Genomic DNA, 22,428 nt, shown 5'->3' with positions numbered 1-22,428 from the left:
TGCTGGTGCGTCTGCGTCCTTTGGGTCGTCGGCTATAATGCAAATCTTAATTTGCATTCACGTCGCTCGCACACAAGAGTCGGGGCGTCATGTACAACAACCAATCGCATCATTCATCGTTGATCAGCAGCGGCCGCGTCCTTGTTTTCTTGGCCGCTGGTCTGTTATTGCTGGGCGCAATCATGTCGCTTCACAAGAGCGAAAAAAGCCTCGTACAAACCGCAGGCGGACTCGACCAAGCCACAGCGGCGGTGATCAAAATTGATGCGGCCAGCCCTCAACCCAAGCACGATGGCAAACTGGTCTACGTTACCGGTCGCTTAAAAACATCCGCGCCGATCAAGGATGAAACCTTCGGACTTGAGGTCAACGCGGTTCGCTTGGAACGCCACGTTGAAATGTTCCAGTGGCGTGAAGTCGAAAAACGACGCGACTCGCTGTCATCAAGCGATCGCTCGATCGGCAGACGCCGGAAGGTTTATCACTACGAGAAAATCTGGTCCGATCAACGGATCGATTCCTCGACGTTTCGACACGGCGGCCACGACAACCCCACAACGATGCCGTTTCCAAATCACAGCGTCCAAGCCGACTTGGTGCAACTCGGCGGATTCCGGTTGTCGGATTCGCTGATCGATCAAATCCCGCCCAGCGATCCGCTAACCTTCCGACTCGCGGATCTGTCTGCGGAAATTGCCCGCGACGCGTTCATCCACCACGATGCCCCTAATCAATCCCCACGACTGTATTGGTCATCCGGACGCGGTCGGGCGAAGCGTGACGCTCAGATTGGTGATGCGCGTGTGTACTTCAAGATGCGTCCCCGCAGTACCGTCAGTGTGATATCGCAGCAACGCGATGATTCATTGGTCCCGTTTCGTACCGCCCAAGACACTCAAATCGATCTGTTGTCGGTGGGCACGGTTCCACCGGACGCGATGATCAAACATGTTCGCCGAACGACAACACGTTCGGCATGGGGGGACCGTTTGATCGCAAGCCTCGTAATGATGGTAGCTTTGTACTTGCTGCTGCGTCTTGGATCGCGGTGGATCAATCCTTACGCATTTTTGACCAGGATCACTGAGCTGCAGCGATGGAGGATCGCCGCTTCGGTCGCCGTCACATTGGCCTGTTTCTGCGTTTGTAGTGCGTGGGTTATGGATCACCCCTGGTACGCCGTCAGTGTGTTGGCAATTGCGGTTCCCATCATTCCGGCAAGCGTTTACGGCATCCACCCTCGCAGCGTGCCCCTTATCAGCGACGTGTCCCTGTCCCAGACAGAACTTCGCGAAACCCAAGCGGAAGATCGCAACAGACGCAAGCGAAAACGACGACGCAGGCTGGCCAAACGTCGCGGTTGACCGCGGTGGCTTTGCTGGCGTGCGGTGGCTTTGCTGGCGTGAAGCGGCATACCCGGCTGGAATACGGATTAGAGAAACAACGATCCGCTAGCAGCCCGGTGACGCGTTGAGGGAAAATCGCTGCCGAATCTATGGGGGACAATTCGTCGACGATGTGATATCAATCTTGCTCATTTCGTCGTCTCCGCTGGCTGATTTTCGCTACAACTCTTTGTAGCCAAACGACTTCGGCTATCCGACAGAATTTGCATGATGTCAAATTTCTTGGCTCAATCGGGCTGTCTGCCTTTATAATGAATGGGACTCTGTTCACTTGATCTTTTTTATCCCGACGAAACGCAGGAATGCTTCCTGCGCACCACGCGCCGGATCCCTGTCGTCTGACTAAGCTAAAGTTGGCGATGGCAATCTCCTGGTTTCACTGGCGACTGTTCGTCGTTCTTGGTTGCGTTCTCCTTTGGAGCTGGATATCCATGACTCATTCACCCACTGACATTCTGCGACTGTATTCCGAGACTTACGAAAAAGCGAAGCAAGTCAAGCTGACGCTCAAGGAATACCTCGAAGCCGCAGGTAGCGATCCATCGCTGTATAGTTCCGCAGCCGAACGCATGGTCGAGGCGATCGGCGAACCGATCCACGTCGACACGTCGAACGATTCCCGGTTGGGCCGGATCTTTATGAATCGCACGATCAAAACCTATCCTGCGTTTCGCCAGTTCTTTGGACTCGAAGAAACAATCGAACGCATCGTCGGCTACTTTCGGCATGCTGCCCAAGGGCTCGAAGAACGCAAGCAAATCCTGTATCTACTTGGTCCGGTCGGAGGCGGCAAAAGCTCGCTGGCCGACCAATTGAAAAAACTGATGCAGGCGCGGCCCGTCTTTGTGTTGTGCGCCGATGACGAAGTGAGTCCGATTTTTGAAAGTCCGCTGGGCTTGTTTGATCCCAAAACGATGGGGCATGTTTTGGAAGAGGACTACGGTATCCCCACACGCCGATTGCCGGGATACATGTCCCCTTGGGCACTGAAACGGCTGGACGAATTTGGCGGCGATATCTCCAAATTCTCTGTCGTCCGTGTGATGCCTTCGGAACAACGTCGCTGCTTGGTCGCCAAGACCGAACCGGGTGACGAGAACAACCAAGACATCTCGTCGTTGGTCGGCAAGGTCGACATTCGCAAACTCGAGCATTTTGGCCAAGACGATGCCGATGCCTATTCCTATTCCGGTGGACTCAACCGCACGACGCAGGGACTGCTCGAGTTTGTCGAAATGTTCAAAGCACCGCTCAAGATGTTGCACCCGCTGCTTACTGCAACCCAAGACGGTTCTTACGTGGGGACCGAAAACGTCGGGGCGATGCCGTATCAAGGAACGATCGTCGCCCACTCGAACGAATCCGAATGGGAATCGTTCAAATCCAATCGCAACAACGAAGCGTTCCTGGACCGGATCTGTGTCGTCAAGGTTCCGTACTGCTTGCGGGTAACCGAAGAGAAGATGATCTACGACAAATTGATCCACAACTCCGAGCTTGGCAACGCGCCGTGCGCCCCGGACACCTTGGAAATGATGGCACGATTCTCGGTGCTAACCCGGCTGAAGGAGCACGAAAATTCGAGCCTTTATTCGAAGATGCGGGTCTATGACGGTGAATCGCTCAAGGACACCGATCCGCACGCCCGCACCGTCGGTGAATACCACGACGCGGCGGGGGTCAGCGAAGGGATGGACGGCATTTCCACCCGCTTTGCTTACAAAATTTTGTCGGAAACGTTTAACTTCGACACCCACGAAGTCGCGGCGGATCCCGTCCACTTGATGTACGTGTTGGAGCAGTCGATCCGGCGTGAACAGTTGCCCGAGGACACCGAACAGCGATATTTAGAGTTTGTCAAAGAGGAATTGGCATCGCGGTACGCTGAATTTATCGGCAACGAAATTCGTAAAGCTTATCTCGAGTCGTATCATGCTTATGGTCAAAACATTTTCGATCGCTACATCGCCTATGCCGATGCTTGGATTGACGACACGGATTACAAGGATCCCGACACGGGCCAATTGATGGACCGAGAGATCTTGAACGAGGAACTTGAAAAGATTGAACATCCGGCGGGCATCTCCAACGCAAAAGATTTCCGTTACGAGGTCGTCAAGTTTGCATTGCGAGCCCGCGCGAAGAACGAAGGACGCAACCCGGCTTGGACCTCGTATGAAAAAATCCGGGACGTGATCGAAAAGCGAATGTTCGGCCAGATCGAAGAATTGCTGCCGGTCATCAGTTTCGGAGCCAAGAAGGACAGCGAAGCGGAGCAAAAGCACAACGAGTTTGTCGAACGATTAACCAAACGAGGCTACACCGAACACCAAGTTCGTCGCTTGGTCGATTGGTACATGCGAGTCAGCAAATCAGGGTAGTTTTGAATTATGCACGTCATCGACCGTCGTCAGAATCCGAATGCCAAAAGTCTGGGGAACCGGCAACGGTTCGTCCGCCGGGTCAAATCGCATATTCGTAAAGCGGTCAAGGAAGCGATTCGGCATCGGAAGGTCGCGGATCTCGAGGGCAGCGAGAAGATTTCGATCAGTGCAAACGACGTTAGCGAACCCAATTTCAACTTTGAATCGGGCGTCGGAAATCGCAACTACGTGCTGCCCGGCAACCGCGGATACCAACGCGGTGACCGCATCCGCAAACCGAGCGGCGGGGCAGGGGGCAGCGGTGCGTCGGGTAGCCCCGACGGTGATGGCGAAGACATGTTTGTCTTTCTGCTGACTCGCGAAGAGTTTATGGATATGTTCTTCGACGATCTCGAGCTGCCAAATCTGGCGAAACGTAAACTGAAGTCGATGACAACAACCTCGCGAGTGCGTGCGGGATTTTCGGTCGACGGCGCCCCTCAGCGATTGAATCTGCGTGAAACGATGCGGCACTCGCTGTCGCGTCGCATCGCGCTGCGTCGCCCCAAACTCGCCGAACTCGATGCGATCTTGGCCGAATTGGAACAAGCCAAAGAGCAGGGCGATGAGGATGAGATCAAACGGTTGACCGAATTGGTCGCGGTCACCCAGCGGCGAATGAAACGTGTCAGCTACCTCGATACGGTCGATTTGCGGTACAACCGCTTCGAAATGCGGAGCAAACCGACAACGCAAGCCGTAATGTTCTGCTTGATGGACACGTCGGCGTCGATGACGGAAGACCTCAAAGATCTGGCCAAGCGTTTCTACATGCTGCTGCATCTTTTTCTGACGCGGTACTATCAAGCGGTCGAGATCGTATTCATTCGGCACACCTATACCGCGACCGAAGTCGACGAGCATACGTTCTTTTATGGACGTGAAACCGGCGGCACGGTGGTCTCGTCGGCACTGATCGAAATGGAGCGAATTGTCAAAGAGCGCTATCCGGTCGAGGATTGGAATATCTATGCGGCGCAAGCGTCCGATGGTCACAACTTTGACCACGACATGCCTCAGACGATGGCGATGTTAGAAAAATCGATCCTGCCGATATGCCAGTATTACGCATACATTGAAGTGGGCGACGAGCCGTTAACGAGTGACAGTGTGCTATGGAAAAACTATGAGTCGATGGTCGCCCGGATACCGCATTTCGAACGAGCCAAGGTAAGCGAACCAGCCGACATCTACCCCGTTTTCCACAAGCTGTTTTCCAACGACAAACGTCAACGGTCTCAGACGGCGGCTGGCTAAGCAGAGCATCATCCGCGCGCCGACACTAAAACAGAACCAATTGAGGGATGCCCACGCGATGACCGGAACGAATCTGATCTATCGTGGCTCGGAATGGGATTTCGAGTCGCTGCACCGCGCCCACGAGGCGATCGAAGAAATTGCACTCGGCGAGCTTGGGCTTGACGTCTATCCTAACCAAATCGAGGTGATCACTAGCGAACAAATGCTCGATGCCTACGCCGCGATTGGCATGCCGCTGATGTATCATCACTGGTCCTTTGGAAAACACTTTGCTCGCGAAGAGCTGCTGTATCGCAAAGGAGCGCGTGCATTAGCTTACGAGTTAGTCATCAACTCGAATCCCTGTGTCTCGTATGTGATGGAAGAAAATACGATGACGATGCAGGCGCTTGTGATCGCGCATGCGGCATTCGGACACAATCATTTCTTTAAAAACAACCACCTGTTTCGCCAATGGACGCGTGCCGACCGTGTGTTGGACGATCTCGCCTATGCCAAACATTACATCTCCGACTGCGAGCAGCGATACGGACTTCAAGCAGTCGAAGGCATCCTGGACGCGGCCCATGCGTTGATGGGATACGGCGTCAGCCGGTATGCCCCCAAACGTGCCGCGACCACAAAGGATCGAATTGCCAAAGCCGAATCACGCCGCCAACACGAACAATCGACTTACAATGATCTGTGGCGGACGCTGCCCAACAAGGGAAAAGAACCGGTCGCCGGAAGCGAAGTCCAAGACAACGGGGCCACCAATTCGCTCAGCCTTCCTGAAGAAAATGTCTTGGCCTTCCTCGCCAATCATGCTCCGAAGTTAAAGGATTGGCAGCGAGAGATTCTGCACATCGTTCGTCGCATGGCACAGTATTTCTACCCTCAGCGTCAAACCAAGATGATGAACGAAGGCTGTGCGACCTATGTCCATTATCAAATCATGAACCGTTTGTATGACACCGGCAGGATCGAAGAGGGATCGATGCTCGAGTTTCTGCACATGCACTCGGCCGTCGTGACCCAACCTCGGTTTGACGATCGCCGATTCAGTGGCATGAATCCGTACGCGATTGGCTTTGCCATGATGCGGGACATTGCCCGAATTTGTGATGACCCCAGTGACGAGGATCGACAATGGTTTCCCGAGTTTGCCGGCAAGGGGAACGCGATGGCGACATTACGAGACGCGTGGTCGGAGTACCGCGATGAAAGTTTCATCTTGCAATTTCTCAGCCCACGGCTTATCCGCGACATGCACTTGTTCGCCGTCGGCGATGAGAGCGGACTGCCTTATTTGGCAGTCGAAGCGATTCACGACGAATCGGGATACCGCGAGGTCCGGCAGCGTTTGGCCGAGCAATATGACATGCTCAAGCATGAACCCGAAATCGAGGTCACCGAAGCCGACTTGACGGGCAATCGTCGTTTGGTGCTCACTCACCGCGTTCGCGGCGGACGGTTGTTATCCAAAAACGACTGCAATCGAACGCTGTGCCACATCGCCAACTTGTGGGGTTATCGCGTGCGACTAGTCGAAGTCGATTCGGAAAGTGGCAAAACATTGAACGATTACGACGTCGTCGCAATGCCGTAACGCTAAGCAAACGTTCGGAAATAAATTCGTCATTTCAAAATGTTTCCCAAACGACACGACCCCTCCGCTGGCGTTTAGGCCGTTCCGCTAGAGCTTTACTGGAATGGGCGTAGTTTGACCGTCAGCTTTGGAGGTGTTTTCTCTGTAGTGGACGAGGCTACGAGTCCCGTCGTGCCACTCAGTCGCTGGGACTCGTAGCCTCGTCCACTACCTTACCCGCGTGATTTGTCACAAAACACGAATGACGAAGCTAATTCCGAACAGTGCCTACGGGGCCGTCGTCGTATTGGGATCCGCGTTTTCTAAGAACGACAGCATCTCGAAAATCTCGTCCTGAGTGTATTGATCCATCAACCCCTTGGGCATCATCGAATTGGGCGACTGGACCATTTCTTCGATGTCATCTTGCGAGATCACCGTGGGCTCTTTTGCTTCGGGGTTCTCTAGAACCGTCACGTTGTCTTTGTCTTCGCTGAGGATGATGCCTGTCACGACACGGCCTTCGACGGTCAAAATTTGATGCATCGCGTACTTAGCGTCCACCTTGTGCGACGGATCAATGATCTCTCGCAATACTGCCGCACGATCCCCTTTGAAACGAGTGAAAACCTCAGTCAAATCGGGTCCGATCACGCCCCCTTCGCTGCCGACTTTGTGACACCCTTGGCACGAAGCCTCGGCAAAGATGCGAGATCCGATTTCAGGAGAGCGTCCTTTCATTCCATTCTCGATTTGATTTTGCAAATCATCCAACTTCCAAGCTTGCACGAACGAACGGTTGCTGCCGATGGGATTTGCCGGCTCGACTGGACTCTTCATCCACGCATCCAAATCCTTGACCACCACCATCACGCCGTACATGCGGTACCAGTGCTGGGGAAAGGTGCAAACATAGGGATACTCGCCCGGTTCGGTCGGAGCATCGAAGGTGATTCGATCCGTTTGATCGGGCTGAACCATTTGGCTGGCCGCCAAAACACTTTCGAGTTCCGGAACAAACGGCAAATTTTTCCAGCCGCCTGATGATCCGACAACAGCACCTGCTTGAGCCACTTTTTTGAGTGCCCCCGGAGCGGTCACGACTAGATTGTGAGGCATCAAGTCGTGGTTCTCGAGCACAATTTGCACGGGGCGTCCGGCTTCGACAGCAAAATAGGGGATGTCGTATCGCATCTCTTCTTCGACCGCTCGAATTCGCACAACTCGCACAGTGACTTCGCGTAACCGGTTGCGATACACCTTGGCTTGTTCAGCGGGTACCGCTGCCATCATTTGGTCGGCTAACTGCATCGCATCCACAAATTGAGCGGTTGTCCGCTGAGCCGCTTCGGTCGATTCCGCCAAATCGACCAGCGTCGCCACCAACGCTTGACTGGTTTGCGGCGACCGCTGTTTCACCGGCACTCGCAACAGAGTTCGCACTGCGGCGGATCGATAGGTCGGATCGGAAACAAACGGAGCAATCAAGTCAAAGGTTTCCGACGGCTGCGATGAAATCTCGGCCATCGCGGTGATCGCATCGTTGCAAACTTTTTCCGACTTCGCATTTTGGATCAGCCCGACGATGGGATCCCGCAACGCGTGACGCTGCCGAGGATCGGGAACCAATCCCACCGCATCAAGCCACGCCAACGTGGATGCTTCGTCTGCCGAGGCGATCGACCAAGCCGAGGCGGCGTCGCCGATTTGAATCAGAGCAGCCAAACCAACCGAACGAACAAAGGGTTCTTCGGCTTCGTTCGCCGTTTCTTCGAGCATTGGCTTGCTTTGCGCCAATGTCGCAACAGGCTGGTCGAGCAACATTTGGGCGAGCACCTTAGCCGTCCGTTTGCCTTGTCGGTCATCAAGTTTGATCTTGCCCAGTGCCGCTAAGGTCTCCTCGGCGATACTGGTTTCACGTAGCTTCGCCAGTGCCGCCACCGATTCTTGGCGAAATTGAGGCGACATCCCATCGCGACTCAAAATCGCCTCGTAAACCGGAATGTATTTCACATCGTCCGTTTGCCGTGGGACCATCAACAACCGCTCGCTGTCGAGACGGTTCAGTTGATAGGCCACAATCCGAGGACTCTTGTCCAAGAAAACCGTCGGTGGTTGGACCGAGCGAACGGATGTGCCATGCGAGTGATCGTCGGCAACACAAAACAGCGACGGTGCACAAACGCAAAACGCCAAAACAATGGGAAAACGCATTTCCAAAACCATCCAGCGAATCATCAACAAAAAAAAAGGGAAACGTCGCCCGTGATGGGCGACGCATTGGGTCACACTCGCGAACACTACTGCTCAAGTGCTCGCATGGTTTCATCGAGCGTGTATTGCAGGTATTCGTCCATGTCGTATTCCAGCACGCCGAGGGCGAGTTCAACCGCCTCGTCCCCTTCAAGGAAACTGACCGCCCGCACCGCTTCGAGCCGAACGCGAGGATGTTCATCTTGGATCGACTTTTCAATCAACTCGCGATGATTGGGAAGTTGGTCGATCATGAACGACACGACGCGTGTCGCGGCGGCCCGAGCCCGATGATCTTTCGCCGCCAGCACTTTTGCAAGCAGCGATTCGTTGACTCGGTTGTGCGATTGATAAACCCACAACGCTTCGAGCAAATGATGCTCATAGTCTTCGTCGCTGGCGTCCAGCGACGCAACCCAAGTGTTCAGCCCCGCTGCGACGTCGTCGGCATCACGCTGAGCAAGTTCACGACGAGCACGGTAGCGAGTGCGATCCTCAGGCAACTTCAATAGTTCCAACAGATTGGCAATCGGTTCTGCATCGATCTTCGCAGGTTCGATCAGGGGGCGTGTTTTATGAGTGATCCGCCAGATCCGCCCATGCGAATGATCGCGGCTGGGGTCACGCAAATTGTGCTGCAAGTGACCGATCAACGCGTTGTGCCAATCGACGATATAGAGAGATCCATCGGGAGCGATTTGCACATCGACAGGACGAAAGTTGCCATCGTTGCACGAAACAATCGGCTCGACTTCGACACCGACAAAACCGCTGCCTTGCTCGGTCACTTTGTGGCTCAGCACCATCCGGTCACCGATGCAATTGGTCACCAGGAAGTTACCTTGCATGTCCTCGGGAAAATGTCGACTCGACATCATCGCGCATCCAGCCAACGGACGCGTGCGTTTGGGATAGAAACGAGGGTAGCTGTACTGGGGATCGCCACCGGTGACGCTGGCGAGTCGGCGGTGTTGCGATCCGCCGGGGTGTTTCAGCGGATACTCGATGTGTCCCGAGATTGGCGTCGCCCAATAGCCAAACCCAGGTGACGCGTCACCAATAAAGTTCTGGCCCCAGCGATCAAAGACATGTCCCCAGGGGTTCGAGAACGCCATCGACGCATGCACTCCGAATTTTTCGGTCGTTGGATCGTATCGCCAAATCCCGCCTTCCGCCAAACGGACCAACCCATGCGGCGATTCGACTTGAGAATACTTGAACGTGCCCTCTTGGAAGTAAAGGCCTCCATCGGGTCCCCACTCGAACGCGGCGAGCCCGTGGTGCGAGTCGGCCGAATCAAATCCGATCAGTTGACGTACTCGGGTGTCGGCTTTGTCGTCCCCGTCGGTGTCCGTCAACAACAATACATCAGGTTGTTGTGCGCAGTAAACGCCGCCTCGACCGATCTCGAATCCGGTGGGTTGGTGCAAGCCATCGGCGAACACCTTGCACTCATCAGCGGTACCGTCGGCATCGTGGTCCTCGAAGATCAGCAGTTTATCATTCATCGGCGTTTTGGGTTTCCAGTGCGGATACGACGCCATCGTCGCGACCCAAAGTCGGCCTTTGTTGTCAAAGTTCAATGCAACCGGGTTGGCCAATTCAGGAAACTCTTCTTCCGAAGCAACCAATTGGATTTGGTACCCCTTGGGCAACGTGAACAATTTCTGTTGCTCGGCAGCGTTGAGATAATCAAGCGAACCGAGCTTTCCTCGCTTGGCATTGGGGTCGTCAGGGCCGCCGACGTTTGTCTTGGGATTGATAAAGGCAAGGGTGTTCGAATCGTCCACCTGATCAGGAACCGATTCTCCTTTAGCAACCGCCCAAATACGAGCGTCGCGATTGGCCGTCATCTGGTCCAAAATTGCTCGTTCACGTTCCATCACGTCGGTGTTGTTGTACGTACCGTCGCTGCCCGCTTTCCCACGAGCTCCATAGATCGAATAACCATTGACCGCACGATAGCGATGAAACCAGTGGAAATTTTTGTCATCCACTTGTTCTTTCACAGCCGCATCGACGCTTGTTGGCCCTGCTTCGCCAAACAATCCTTGATCCAAAATCGGGGCAAGGGCCGCGTAGCCTTTTGCATTTAAATGGGCACCATTGAGCGTCAATCGCTCGTCGGACTTTTCAAACAACGCCTTGGTGGGCGAATAAAGGTCGACGAACCCCACCCCGGTTTCCTTGGCCACATTTGCCAGGGCTTCGGTGTAGAGAGCAAGATTTTTGTTTTGCTCTTCGCCCGAGGTGACGTTGGGATCTCCGACGTCTTCGAATGCGATCGGCGAAATCAGCACGATTCGTGGGGCGCCCTTGCCGTAATCTTTGCTTTGGGTCTCTTTGACCAGCCGCGTCATCTGCTCGGTAAACGTGCCGAGGCCTTTTTTACCGTCAAACGATTCGTTGAAGCCAAAGAAGTACAAGATCACCGACGCTTGGCTATGCGTTAGATGCTTATCAGGATCACCAAAGTTTTGCGAGCGAATTCGCTCGAACGGTTCATCGCCAGGAAAACACAGATTGCGAACCACAAGCTCGAGATCGGCGAAACGTTGATGCAGCAAACTCTCCCAATGGTTTTCGGTTTGCAAACGCTCGCCTAATGCGTTGCCCACCAAACAGATATGGTCGCCTTGTTTCAGTTCCACTTCGGCAGCATCGCATCGCGCCGGCGGCACCGTCAAACTCACGCCGAGAAGCATAAGTGCGAGGAGGAATGTCGTTTGTCGTTGCATCAGGTTTTCAATCTCCGAATTGTTTTCCAGACGGTCCGGTTCCATTTATCGACGCCTCATAGAGAAGCATCACACCCACATGAGTGGTTCCGATCATACACGGAGAACTGGGCTGTGACAGTTCGCAAGAAGGCAAGTGGGGGAACACGAACCAGCAGGGGGAGGGGCGGTGACAGGGAGGGGAACGTTTCCGGGGCAGGGCAGGGCAGAGCAGGGTAGGGAGGGGCGAAGCAGCTTGTTTCGCTTCCAATCCGCTATTTCCTGCGGACTATCTTGCACCACGGAACTTGAAATATCTTGTATCATTCAGACTTCATTTATGAATTATCCGACATAAAAAGTCCGTTCCCACGAACACATTATGATACACGCGGAATCCGAACTGGGGGCGAACGGCAAAGAAAACAGCTTTAAAAGCGATTTTCTTAACCGAATGCATCCGTCGCATCAAATCCAGAAGCTGTTCGACTACGTGCCTGGCACCTCTTTTTTTATGAAAGACGAGCAGAGCCGCATGGTAAGCGTTAGCCAGTCGATCGTGGACCGATTTGGCTGCGAACACGAAGACGAGGTGATCGGACGCGATGATTACGACTTTTTCCCGGCTCATATTGCCGATAGCTTCGTCCGCGACGACCAGCAGGTGATTCGCACCGGCGAACCGATGATCGATCGTGTCGAGATCTGGTACACCGAGCAAAGGTTGTTGGATTGGTTCGTCACCACCAAGCTGCCGGTGAACGACAAACAGGGGTCAGTCATCGGAATCATGGGAGTGATTCGTAGCTACGAGGGTCATCGCAAAACCGCGTTGCCATACAGTCAAATCAGCGGCGTGGTCGAACATATTCGCGAGAATCATCGTGGACGCATCACCGTGGTGGAACTTGCCCAACGGGCCAATCTGTCCACACGTCAATTACATCGAAAATTCATGGACGTGTTCGGTATGAGTGTGCAAGACTTTTTGATGAAGACTCGGATGCAAGCGGCATGCGACGAATTGATCCATGCAAACACGTCCATCATCGACATCGCCGATCAACTCGGATTCTGTGACCAAAGTGCGTTCACTCAACAATTCCGCAAACATATCGGTGTCACACCATCGCGATTTCGCCGCCAACATCGGTTGTCGTGATGGCAACGCAATTCATGTCATTGATCAGTACGCAGGGATCGGCGAGCGAACCACGACGATCCCCTCTCTCTCTCTTTTATTCGGAACCTTGAAACATGAAAATCGGTTGCCTCGCCTTCCTCGCCTGCCTGACCGCCACGTCCGTTTTTGCAGGCGACACGACACGGTTGATGACTTACAACATTCGCTATATGAATCCCAATGATGGTCCCGACCATTGGGATCATCGCGTCGATGCGGTTGCCGAAACAATCAAAGGGGCTGATATCATCGGCTTGCAAGAAGCAACACGAAAACAAATCGATGATCTCGCGTCGCGTCTTCCCGAATTTCAGTGGTACGGGGTTGGACGTAGCGATGGCAAAGACGGCGGCGAGTTCTCGCCGGTGTTTTGGCGGCGCGACCAATTCGAAGTGACGCGAAAAGGAACATTTTGGCTTGGACCCGATCCGCAGGCCGTGGGCGAAAACGCATGGGGCGCAAATTTGCCCCGCATTTGCTCGTGGGTCGAAATCAAATCCAAGGACAATGCGACTGCATTGCTGCTGATGAACACGCACTTTGACCACCAAAGTGCAACCGCGCGAGAAAACTCAGCTTACTTGTTACGCACAAAGGCGTCCGAGATTCGCGGCGAGCTTCCCGTCGTCGTGATGGGCGACCTCAATGCGACTCCGCAATCCAAGCCGTTGCAAAATTTGCTCGCAGAAAACGGCGAAGGAGTGAGGTTCTTTGATGCGATCGAACTCAGTGATTCCGAACCGACAGGCCCCAGCGGAACGTTTAATGGTTTCAAGGCCATACGTGCAAACGGCAAGATCGATTTCATTCTGTTGAGCGATCCAAAATCCTCCGTCGTGAGTCACCAAACGCTCGACCCGAAAACCGCAGCGGGCCGTTTCGCCAGCGACCATCAACCTATCAAAATTGAACTTCGATCCTCAGCCGATTCGCCTCAATAATGAAGTCCCTCTGGGGTGAGTGAAGTCTAGCCGGAGCTGCTCGTCAGCTGGCAGCCTGGTTGCGGGTTCGGTCTCGGGCGGCAGTAACGCGATTATTGACATGCGAGTGTCGATTCGAAATACCGGGTCGAGCGAGGTAGGGATACATGTGCAGGCGATCAAACGCATCGGCGGTAAGTCGATGTACAAACGATTGCGGCGACAAATATTCGTCGTAATAGGCAATCGCACCTTTACGCATTTGCAGAATACTCGATTCCGGCATCGCCCGAAGCTCCGTCATCAATTGACGAAACTGCTGCTCACCGCGATACACCAAACAATTCACGCCATGCTCGAGAGCGGGCTGAAACCGCTCGTTGTATTCGAGGATGGGGATCGTTCCGATCGCCAGTGATTCAATACAGTTATGACTGTGCGGGTAAGTCTGGCCCGGTGCCGCAAGAAAGAACTTTGCTCGGCTTACCACGGGTAACCATCGCGATGGTGCAACGCGATACCGTGCCGAATCCAAGATAACAAGGCTATTGGAATCCGTGTCCATCAGCTTGTTCAGTGCATCTTCGGAATCGGGAAGCTGCAGATTGTCCCGAAAGCACTCTTCAGCGAGTTGGACCAAACGGGGCCGAGGTGTCGATTTAAAGTGAGTGTATTGCTCGCTCGGATGATAGGCGTCAGACCGGCGGTCACCGCCAAAGAAGACGAGCCAGCGTCGTTGGGTATCGCGATAGGTTTGAAAATTCAGGTCTTCACGTGCATCCATGTGGTCGGGATGGATCGTGTAGGGTACCGGCAAATCGCGGTCGCTGAGCTTGCGTTGGGTATCACTCGTTAAACGCAATGTGCGATTGGCTACCGGACACACCCGACGTCGATCGGTGATGCAAAGGTCAAACTTTGCGGGCGTTCCCTCCACGCCATACTCATAGACGTGCTCCAAAGCCCGCCACTTATAGACTTTATTGGCATTCTGAAAAAAGCAAACTCGAGGAGTCAACCATACTCGATAGCCTCCGCGAGTCAGCAGATTGACCAACGCGTGAATCCGACGGCCTTGTTCACCGTCAAAAATGATCTTGCTGATGTCGAGCAGAACGGTGTGTCCGTAGGACTCGTTAGCTCGCTCAAGTCGACGCCATTGGCGTTGACGCTTTATCGAACCTGCAAACAGAAAGTAACCACGCAACTGGCGAGCTTCCTGCTCGACAGCCCTCGCGAACCACCTCACCCGTTTCATATGTCTTTCCATCGTTGCAAGCAAAGGTTTTTCGCCGAGGTTGCGAAAAAACGGGGACAGGTGTCAAGATGAATCACGAAATAGACGCGTGAAATTTGCTCACTCTGTTCGCATGTCCATGCCATTTTTGTAGGGCCTAGCTAGACATCGTCACCGCACAGGCAATCACAACCCGAAGCATCCGCGAGGGACCGATTTAGATGGAGTCCCTCGCCAACGCTTGGGGTTAAGAATTTTCGCTGTCAACCTAAGAAATAATGTCGCGGCGGTTTTGCACGTAGTCCCAAACGACGAAGCGATCGAGGTCTCGGCCGCTGGTGAAGAACACGCGGCCCTTGGTGCTTTCGGCAAGCCGGTAAGCAAAGCGAATATCCTCTTCGCTCTGTGACCAACTCGGGACCAGAAAGATATTGATCGTGATCCCTTCCTTCTGACACAGCCGTGCTTCGCGCATCGTCGCCTGTTCGGTCATCGGATCCGGTGGATACAACATGTACAACCACTCGTCTTCGAAATGCGCCGTCGGCAGCCCGTCGGTAATCAACACGATTTGCCGATTCGGGGTATCGCTGTTGACGAGATTTTGACGCGCCAACTTGAGTGAGTGCTGGATATTCGTAAAGTGGGGATGAACCTGCTGTTCACTAATGTCTTTGTCACTCATGTCCGCTTTGAGCCGCACCCAGGGGTCATGGATCGTGACGTTCTTTGGCATCAGTTCGATGATCTCGCCGGGCGAGACCAACTTGGCAAACGTGTACATTTCGATAAACCGCAGAAAGTCTCCCGGATACTCTGACTGGATCAATCCTTGCATCGCTAGCGCCATGCGTTTGACGTTGATGTATTGACCGTCGTACCGCATTGACCCGCTCATATCCATGATCACACAAGTCGCACATTTCGGGTGATTGCGTGTTTTGTGGACAACAATATCGTCGCTATGCAGTCGCAGTGGCCGCTCATCCCCATGCCGCAACAACGCATTGATGATCGTTTGTGGCAAGTCCATATTCGCAACGCTGTCGCCAAATTCGTAGGGTTTGGTTTGCTGCAACTCGACAGCCCCTTCGCCCACGACGTCGCCATGGTGACGTCCTGATCGCGAGGGTGCCAATTGGCTAAAGATTCGCTCCAACAACCGACCTTGAAAAATCTTGTAGGCTTTCGGCGTCAATCGAAACCCGCCTTTGTTGTTGGGATCTTTTTCCAATCCTTGGCGTTCGGCCTGTTCGCGAGCGAGGTTCTCTAATTGCTGCCGCATCTCTTCGAGCTGCTGCATGTCGCCGGGCTGAGTGAACTCGCTTAACATCTCCATATCGATGATGGCGATCTGAGCTGTTTTCTCAGCTTCCTCGAGCTGCTTCAATAGCTCGTCGATCTTTTCGAGCTCCTCTTTGACCTCGAGTGCCTTGGTGACCGACATCGACTCGATGCCGGTGAAGTGATACTTCGAGGCAAGCTCTTCGATATTGTGTTTGTCACTCATCCGCTGAGTGACCTTTAGCAAGGACCGCGCCGTGTCATTGTTATCATCACCCGCCTGGTACCACAGCGACTCCAGCAAGTACGGTTGCTCTTGGACCACAGCGCGGCGAAAAAACTTGTCGAGCTCCTTAGGCAAACGAACCTCCTTGGTCGATTGCTGGAACGCACGACGCGCCTTTTTCTGGACCGAATCACATTCGTACGTCTCTAGGATTTTGCGTTTACGCTCTTCGAGAATCGCCCGCAACATGTCCAAGCTCGGTCCCAAACCCGCCATTTGACTTGGATCTAAACGAATCGCTCGCGCAAGTTCCTCTTCGGTCAATTCGTGATAGTTGCCGTACATCAACGCTTGCTCAAACGCCGAAGAGACAAGATCCGGTGGCGGTTGGGTCGGCGATGGGAACTTGGTCGGGTCGTATTTTTGATAGGCGTGAATCACACCCCCGAGTCGACGGTCCATTCGGATTTCCTGCGGATGAAATGATTGTGGGACCGGCTTCAAGCCGGTCATTTCGGCGGTCGTTTCAGCGAACACAGGCGAGCAGCCTATGCTACAAGGTTGCTTAGAACTCGTACTGGATCTTTCCGAATCGCTGCGAGCGACTGATTCGTTCCATGCTGTACAGTCCTGCCAACACAAACTCGACACAACTGGCGCGGACCGCATCGTTCTCACTCGCATTGAGTTCAAACGCTTTATTCCAGGCTGGCGGCACTTGGCGAAGTCGCTCGGCATAATGGCTGCTTGGCAGCATGTCACCGACTTCGACGCGAACGCCGCCGCGAAAGATCTCGGCGATGTCCGACAATCCGTGCTCTTCGACGTACTCTTTGAATACAACTTCAATTGCTTGGGCGACCACGGCATCCAACACTTGCCGCTCACTCATCTGATGAGTCCCCATCAAATCAAGTTCCAACTTACCGAGCGAACTGGAATAGATATGCCCCAGGTCACTGATTCGTGGCACCGCGGGCTTCTCACCGTGCAACACACCTCGTTGGCGTGCCGAGGCAATCAGCGTGCGAAAGTTGGCCAACGAGAATCTCGCGGATACACCCGAAGCTTGATCGATGTACTTGCTGCGACGCGCTTGGTTCGTGATCTCTTCGACGATTTGGTACATAAAGTAGGGCACTTGGACGGGGTAGTTCCCGTCGAGATCGTCCCCGACTTCCTGCTGCAAGATCTCGATCCCCTGGTCACGTTCACTGGGGTAATGCGTTTGAACGATCGAGCCGATTCGATCTTTGAGCTGCGGGATGACTTTGCCGCTGCGATTATAAGTCGACGGATTGGCTGAAAACAAAATCACCAAATCAATGTCGAATTGAATGGGATAACCGCGAATCTGCACGTCGCGTTCTTCGAGGATATTGAACAGTCCGACTTGGACCAGATCGTCCAGTTCGGGCAGTTCGTTCATAGCAAAAATGCCACGATGCATGCGAGGAATCAAGCCAAACGAAAGAGCCTCTTCGGTACTCATACTGACACCGCCCGTCAGCTTGGCGGGATCGATTTCGCCAATGATGTCGGCAAACTTTGTTCCTGGACTCAGCCGTTCAGCATAGCGTTCGCTACGATGCCACCACGCGATGCGGATCTGGTCGGCCGGGGTATCTCGACACAGACGTTTGCCAGCGGCTGAAATCGGTTTCTCGGGATCCTCGTGCACTGGCAAATCGGGATGATCGATGTACGGCACCCATTCATCAAGAAAGCGGGTCAACATCCGCATGATTCGACTTTTGGCTTGCCCCTTTTCGCCCAGAAACAACATGTCGTGCCCGGCGAGCAGCGCTAAATTGATTTCGGGGATCACGGTGTCTTCGTATCCCACGATCCCCGGAAACAATGGCTCGCCGCTTTCCAGCATGCGAACAAAGTTATCCTGCATCTCTTGCTTGACGCTTTTCGAGACCCAGGCGGATTCGCGCAATTCGCTTAATGTCGACGCACGGGGGGATTCACTCACAACGTTCATAAACACTCAGTCCAAGGTTTTGTGGCGTACAATCTCTGTGCCGACATTGTACGAGCTTGGCGAGCGTTATTGCATGACTTTTGAATGAGTTAGATTCAGTTCGCCCCGAGTCAGCACATCTTGGACCCGAAAATACTCGTTCGCTAGCGGGGTTACCCGGACATGCCATTGGAGCTGATGACTTCCCGAGTCGAGCCAAAGATCGATATATTCCGAGTCGGCATCGAGCGAAACGATCTCGCCATCAACACGGACTTCACCATACCGATGACGCCCCGCCGAAGAAGAAATCAAACGAACTTCCATCGGAGTAGACAATTGCAATTGCCCCGAAAACTCGATTTCAACGAGTTGCTCTTGCAAACTATAAATTGCCGCATATTGCGTCAACGCTGAGGGTGTCAACAATCCCCCAGGCATATAGACGACGCGAAAATGAGTCGGACGCCCGTCAATCTTGACTCGCCCAATCATGCCGGTCGAGCTATCCACCAAGGCAGGTGCGGGAACCATGTTACGCGACTCCGGTGTCGCGACCGGTTTTACATTGTCCCACTCGCCGAGTTTGACAATGTAAAATGGCAACTCCAATTCCAAGCTGCGGATCTCGCGTTGCAGTTCGAGCTTTTGCAAGCCATCGGCATCCGCTTCGATCCGCCGCTTGATCGCGATCACATGCGAACGAATTGAATCCGCCGAACGACCATCGGTTCGATCGGCGGCAATCTTCCAGCGATCCGCCAGAGCATTCCACTCGGTAATCGAGGATGCCTTTGTCAAAGCAAGCTCTTGTTTGACCAAACTTGCGATCCTTGCATCGCTGACTTTGGCTAACCAGGGCAACCCCTGATCCCAATTGCGAAGCATCAAGCAGTAGTAACGTCCCGCGACCCCCAGATCCAAATCGGATGCAAAGGGAATCGCGTCAGGGCGCACGACCGTGGCTGACATTTTGGTGGACAACTCGATCGCTTGCGTCAACCGCCGCGCGTCGATCGAAAGCTGCTCGTCACCAACGGTGTTGGCCAAACCCGCGGCGCCGCGGGCAACAAGGTGACTCTGTTCCAGCGACTCACTCGTCAACAAACGCTCCGCCAACACAAATCCGTTACGAGCCAAAAAACGCTTGGTATCATCGAGATCCGCGATCGCTAGCGATGCCAAATAGGTTTGCGCCAGCGTTGGGTCGCTGTCCAATTCAAAGGTATTCGTTAATTCGTGAACAAGAGCTTCTACTTTGGCCGCATCCTGAACCAACCAAGCGTGTTCGGCAACCGTCCGCTGAATCACGTAGGCCTCGTCGCTGCTAGACGCGTCGAGCAAGGCATCTTGCAATTGCCCAATCAACTCAACGACCGCCTCGGGTAGCATCCGCGTCCCTAGCACAGGAAAACGCAATTTTAGTTTTTCGCGTGCCGCCGCTTGTAGTTCAGACGAGGGAACGGCGGTGCGTTTCGTCTGGCCCTCCTTCGCGTGGTCCAATCCGTTGACGGAGTCGGTAAACCCATCGATTTGGCTCAGCATGTCGAGCGAATCGGGAAATGGAAAATCATCCCCTTCGGATGTCACGATCGCGAACGGATCGGGAAGAAACTCTGGTTCGGAAGCAGCGTCAAGCGAGCCGGCCATGGTCGCCGACGCAGACGCCTTGCTGGGGGAAACCTCGCTTGGTGCCGGTGAGGGCAGCGACGAAAGCGCCGCCAAAGACGCATCGATGGCCAAATCCAAAGGATCAATTTCCGGCGCCGATTTGCTAGCCGTGTTGGAAGTCAACGGAGCGACTGCAGACTGAGCTGCGGCCGTTGCGACGGGCGACATGGGAACGTCCGTGGTGACTACGGATTCCTCAGGCACAAGCTGCGCTGACGCTGCGACCGTCGTTTCAGGTGCAGTGGCCAGTTCCGGCGTCATCGTACTTCCCGCGTTCGCGGTCACAGTACCGGGACCATCGCTCGGATTCTCGGCAACCGCAGCGACGACAACCTCTGACTCAGTCGGCCGCAACGTCCCTGCAACGGACGTCCCTGCAACAGACGTCTCGGCAACGGACGTCTCGGCGGGTGTATCGGCAGTCGCAAGTGTGTCGATGTCCGCAACCTCACCATTCCAAGCTTGATACGCTTCGGGACCCAAATATTCTTCGGGACCTAAATCAATCTTGGACACGCCGAACAGCGTGGCAACGAGCAAGCCGAACAACGAAAGCAGCATCCAGGGATGCTGGATTGAATTCCGCACGTTGGCGAGCCGTCGTCGTCGGACGCCCGCTTCGATCAAATCTTGCGAATCGAGACTTTGCGTCCAATTGGCGATCGAAGCTCGCGTCTGGACCATAAACGGAGTTTGACTTGAACTCGAAAGATCGAAATCGAAGGGATCGTCATCCGATGCCCCTTCGTTGTCATTGGGATTCTCGCTGGCTTGGGCAACACCGATGCGAAAGTTTTGCTGTCCCAACCACGGAGTCCCCTCGGGTTGCAAACGTCCAACCAGGATACGCTGAACAAAGTCGCGACGGTTTCGAGGATCAAGCACCCGGTACGCCGAGGTCACCAACAGCGACAATTCACGCTCGCGTTGAGGCGAGGGTGCCACGAGTTGCTGGTCGGCAAGCGACTTACCCACCCGCGCGATCGCCTGGCGAATGACCGGCAAGCGGCATTCGTTCAAACGTACACCGAGACGCCGAAATTCTTCGACACTCAGCTCGCTCGTTTCGATGTTAGTGCGTTGCATCAACTCTCAAAAAACCTTCACTCAAACCGATCGACTTTGTTTTCGATTCTGAACTATTTGGCCCTCAGGCCGAATTGTTATCACACGGATCTGAACTGACACATCCGTGCCACGCAGGGTTCCCACAGTAATGTCGTTTCTTGCAGCGGATCCGCTGCGTCGCATCTTCTGCGGTGCATCTACCGATTATTCGGAAAATCAAACGTCGCAAAGGTGAAACGCTTTTTCCAAGGAATCGATCGGATCGTCGGCCGTGGGAATAAATTCTTGGGCGAGATAGCCCTGGTATCCCGTTTGGACGATCGCTCGAATAACCCCTGGGTAATTGATTTCTTGGTTCTCGTCTAGTTCGCCCCGCCCTGGATTTCCGGCTGTGTGATAATGCCCCACAATCGGATGATACTGGCGAATATTCCGGATCAGATCCCCGTTCATGATCTGCACGTGATAGATATCAAATAGCAGTTTGAACTTGGGCGAATCCATCGCGTGAACCAAATCGGCACAAAGGTGCAAATCATCGCCCCAATATCCGGGGTGCCCCTTCATGGGGTGTGAATCATCTCGGCTGTTGAGATGTTCCAGCACGATGCCGACGTTCTTTTCTTCGGCATAAGGTAGTACACGTTTCCAACAATCCAAACAGTTGCGACGTGCTGACGCATCATTGATTCCTTTCTTTGCCATTCCGGTAAAGGTAATGACGTTCGGCGCCCCATACTGCACAGCGAGATCAATTCCCTGACGCAGCTTTCTTTCAACCTCGGCATGATTTTCAGGATCGAGGGGCCCGTTGGCGAATCCATGACTGCCAGTCAAAGCGATTTTCAGCCCAAGCTTCGTGACCGCATCGTAGCTGGAGGCCGGAATGCCCTCGATCGCTTCGAAGCCTATCCGTTTGCAGTGCTTTGCCAAGGTCAGCGTATCGATGCCACTGAAGCACCATCCCATGACCGATTGATGAACACGCCGTGTTTTCCCGCTGGCTGCCTCCGCCGGGGTACCGGAATTTGTCGCGTCCGTTTCCTCGGTTTGGGCGTGACACGTGGTTCCGGAAGCCATCGAGAGCGCCGTGCCTGCAAGCAAAGCCTGGGTTGTTAAAAAATCGCGTCGTTTCACCGTGCACGCTCCTGAGCAGCAAAAGGGTTGTTGGGGATACGGCCATTGTAGACGAACCCCACCCCCGGAAATGCCCAATTTGGATGGGTTAGGGGCGACGAAAGTTC

13 protein-coding genes are annotated in these 22,428 nt (G+C 54.0%); 6 read left to right on the top strand and 7 right to left on the bottom strand.

Annotated features, from left to right (window positions below):
- Positions 1 to 89 precede the first annotated feature (89 nt).
- The 4 genes from ABD971_RS15605 (at position 90) to ABD971_RS15590 (ending at position 6,677) form a co-directional block, all read left to right on the top strand.
- Positions 90 to 1,364, top strand: a complete 1,275-nt coding sequence (locus tag ABD971_RS15605) for a TMEM43 family protein (protein ID WP_345323541.1) — start codon at positions 90 to 92, stop codon at positions 1,362 to 1,364.
- 473 nt (positions 1,365 to 1,837) lie between these two features.
- Positions 1,838 to 3,787 carry a PrkA family serine protein kinase gene (locus ABD971_RS15600; RefSeq protein WP_339936921.1) on the top strand — a complete coding sequence of 650 codons (1,950 nt, stop codon included), beginning with the start codon at positions 1,838 to 1,840 and terminating at the stop codon, positions 3,785 to 3,787.
- A gap of 9 nt (positions 3,788 to 3,796) precedes the next feature.
- Positions 3,797 to 5,086, top strand: coding sequence for a YeaH/YhbH family protein (locus ABD971_RS15595; protein ID WP_339936920.1), 1,290 nt, complete (start codon positions 3,797 to 3,799; stop codon positions 5,084 to 5,086).
- Between the two features lie 58 nt (positions 5,087 to 5,144).
- Positions 5,145 to 6,677, top strand: coding sequence for a SpoVR family protein (locus ABD971_RS15590; protein ID WP_345323538.1), 1,533 nt, complete (start codon positions 5,145 to 5,147; stop codon positions 6,675 to 6,677).
- Positions 6,678 to 6,944: 267 nt separating this feature from the next.
- Here ABD971_RS15590 and ABD971_RS15585 read toward each other — a convergent pair whose 3' ends face one another.
- Positions 6,945 to 8,870, bottom strand: a complete 1,926-nt coding sequence (locus tag ABD971_RS15585) for a plastocyanin/azurin family copper-binding protein (protein WP_345323536.1) — start codon at positions 8,868 to 8,870, stop codon at positions 6,945 to 6,947.
- An 86-nt stretch (positions 8,871 to 8,956) separates the two neighbouring features.
- Positions 8,957 to 11,647 (bottom strand): PVC-type heme-binding CxxCH protein, encoded by a 2,691-nt coding sequence (locus ABD971_RS15580; RefSeq protein ID WP_345323534.1) that lies wholly within the window; start codon positions 11,645 to 11,647, stop codon positions 8,957 to 8,959.
- Between the two features lie 361 nt (positions 11,648 to 12,008).
- Between ABD971_RS15580 and ABD971_RS15575 the strand changes: the two genes are divergently transcribed.
- Both ABD971_RS15575 and ABD971_RS15570 read left to right on the top strand, forming a co-directional pair.
- Complete coding sequence (locus ABD971_RS15575) at positions 12,009 to 12,788, top strand: AraC family transcriptional regulator (RefSeq protein ID WP_339936916.1); 780 nt, start codon at positions 12,009 to 12,011, stop codon at positions 12,786 to 12,788.
- Positions 12,789 to 12,883: 95 nt separating this feature from the next.
- Positions 12,884 to 13,750 carry an endonuclease/exonuclease/phosphatase family protein gene (locus ABD971_RS15570; protein WP_345323532.1) on the top strand — a complete coding sequence of 289 codons (867 nt, stop codon included), beginning with the start codon at positions 12,884 to 12,886 and terminating at the stop codon, positions 13,748 to 13,750.
- A gap of 43 nt (positions 13,751 to 13,793) precedes the next feature.
- On the opposite strand, the gene ABD971_RS15565 is transcribed toward ABD971_RS15570, so the two are convergent.
- The 5 genes from ABD971_RS15565 to ABD971_RS15545 all read right to left on the bottom strand — a co-directional run bounded on the left by ABD971_RS15565 (position 13,794) and on the right by ABD971_RS15545 (position 22,321).
- Positions 13,794 to 14,987 carry a hypothetical protein gene (locus ABD971_RS15565; RefSeq protein WP_345323530.1) on the bottom strand — a complete coding sequence of 398 codons (1,194 nt, stop codon included), beginning with the start codon at positions 14,985 to 14,987 and terminating at the stop codon, positions 13,794 to 13,796.
- A gap of 247 nt (positions 14,988 to 15,234) precedes the next feature.
- Entirely contained in the window at positions 15,235 to 16,938 is a 1,704-nt protein-coding gene (locus ABD971_RS15560; protein ID WP_345323528.1) for a vWA domain-containing protein, read from the bottom strand.
- Between the two features lie 103 nt (positions 16,939 to 17,041).
- Positions 17,042 to 18,457 carry a magnesium chelatase ATPase subunit I gene (locus ABD971_RS15555; RefSeq protein WP_339936908.1) on the bottom strand — a complete coding sequence of 472 codons (1,416 nt, stop codon included), beginning with the start codon at positions 18,455 to 18,457 and terminating at the stop codon, positions 17,042 to 17,044.
- Positions 18,458 to 18,532: 75 nt separating this feature from the next.
- A complete protein-coding gene (locus ABD971_RS15550) occupies positions 18,533 to 21,202 on the bottom strand; it encodes a hypothetical protein (protein ID WP_345323525.1) in 2,670 nt (889 codons plus the stop codon).
- Between the two features lie 198 nt (positions 21,203 to 21,400).
- A complete protein-coding gene (locus tag ABD971_RS15545) occupies positions 21,401 to 22,321 on the bottom strand; it encodes a TIM barrel protein (RefSeq protein WP_345323523.1) in 921 nt (306 codons plus the stop codon).
- Positions 22,322 to 22,428 lie beyond the last annotated feature (107 nt).

It is taken from the genome of Novipirellula rosea (assembly GCF_039541335.1).
Lineage (GTDB): Bacteria > Planctomycetota > Planctomycetia > Pirellulales > Pirellulaceae > Novipirellula > Novipirellula rosea.
Note: the sequence above shows the minus strand (reverse complement) of the source record. Positions and strands in the feature narration are given on the sequence as shown.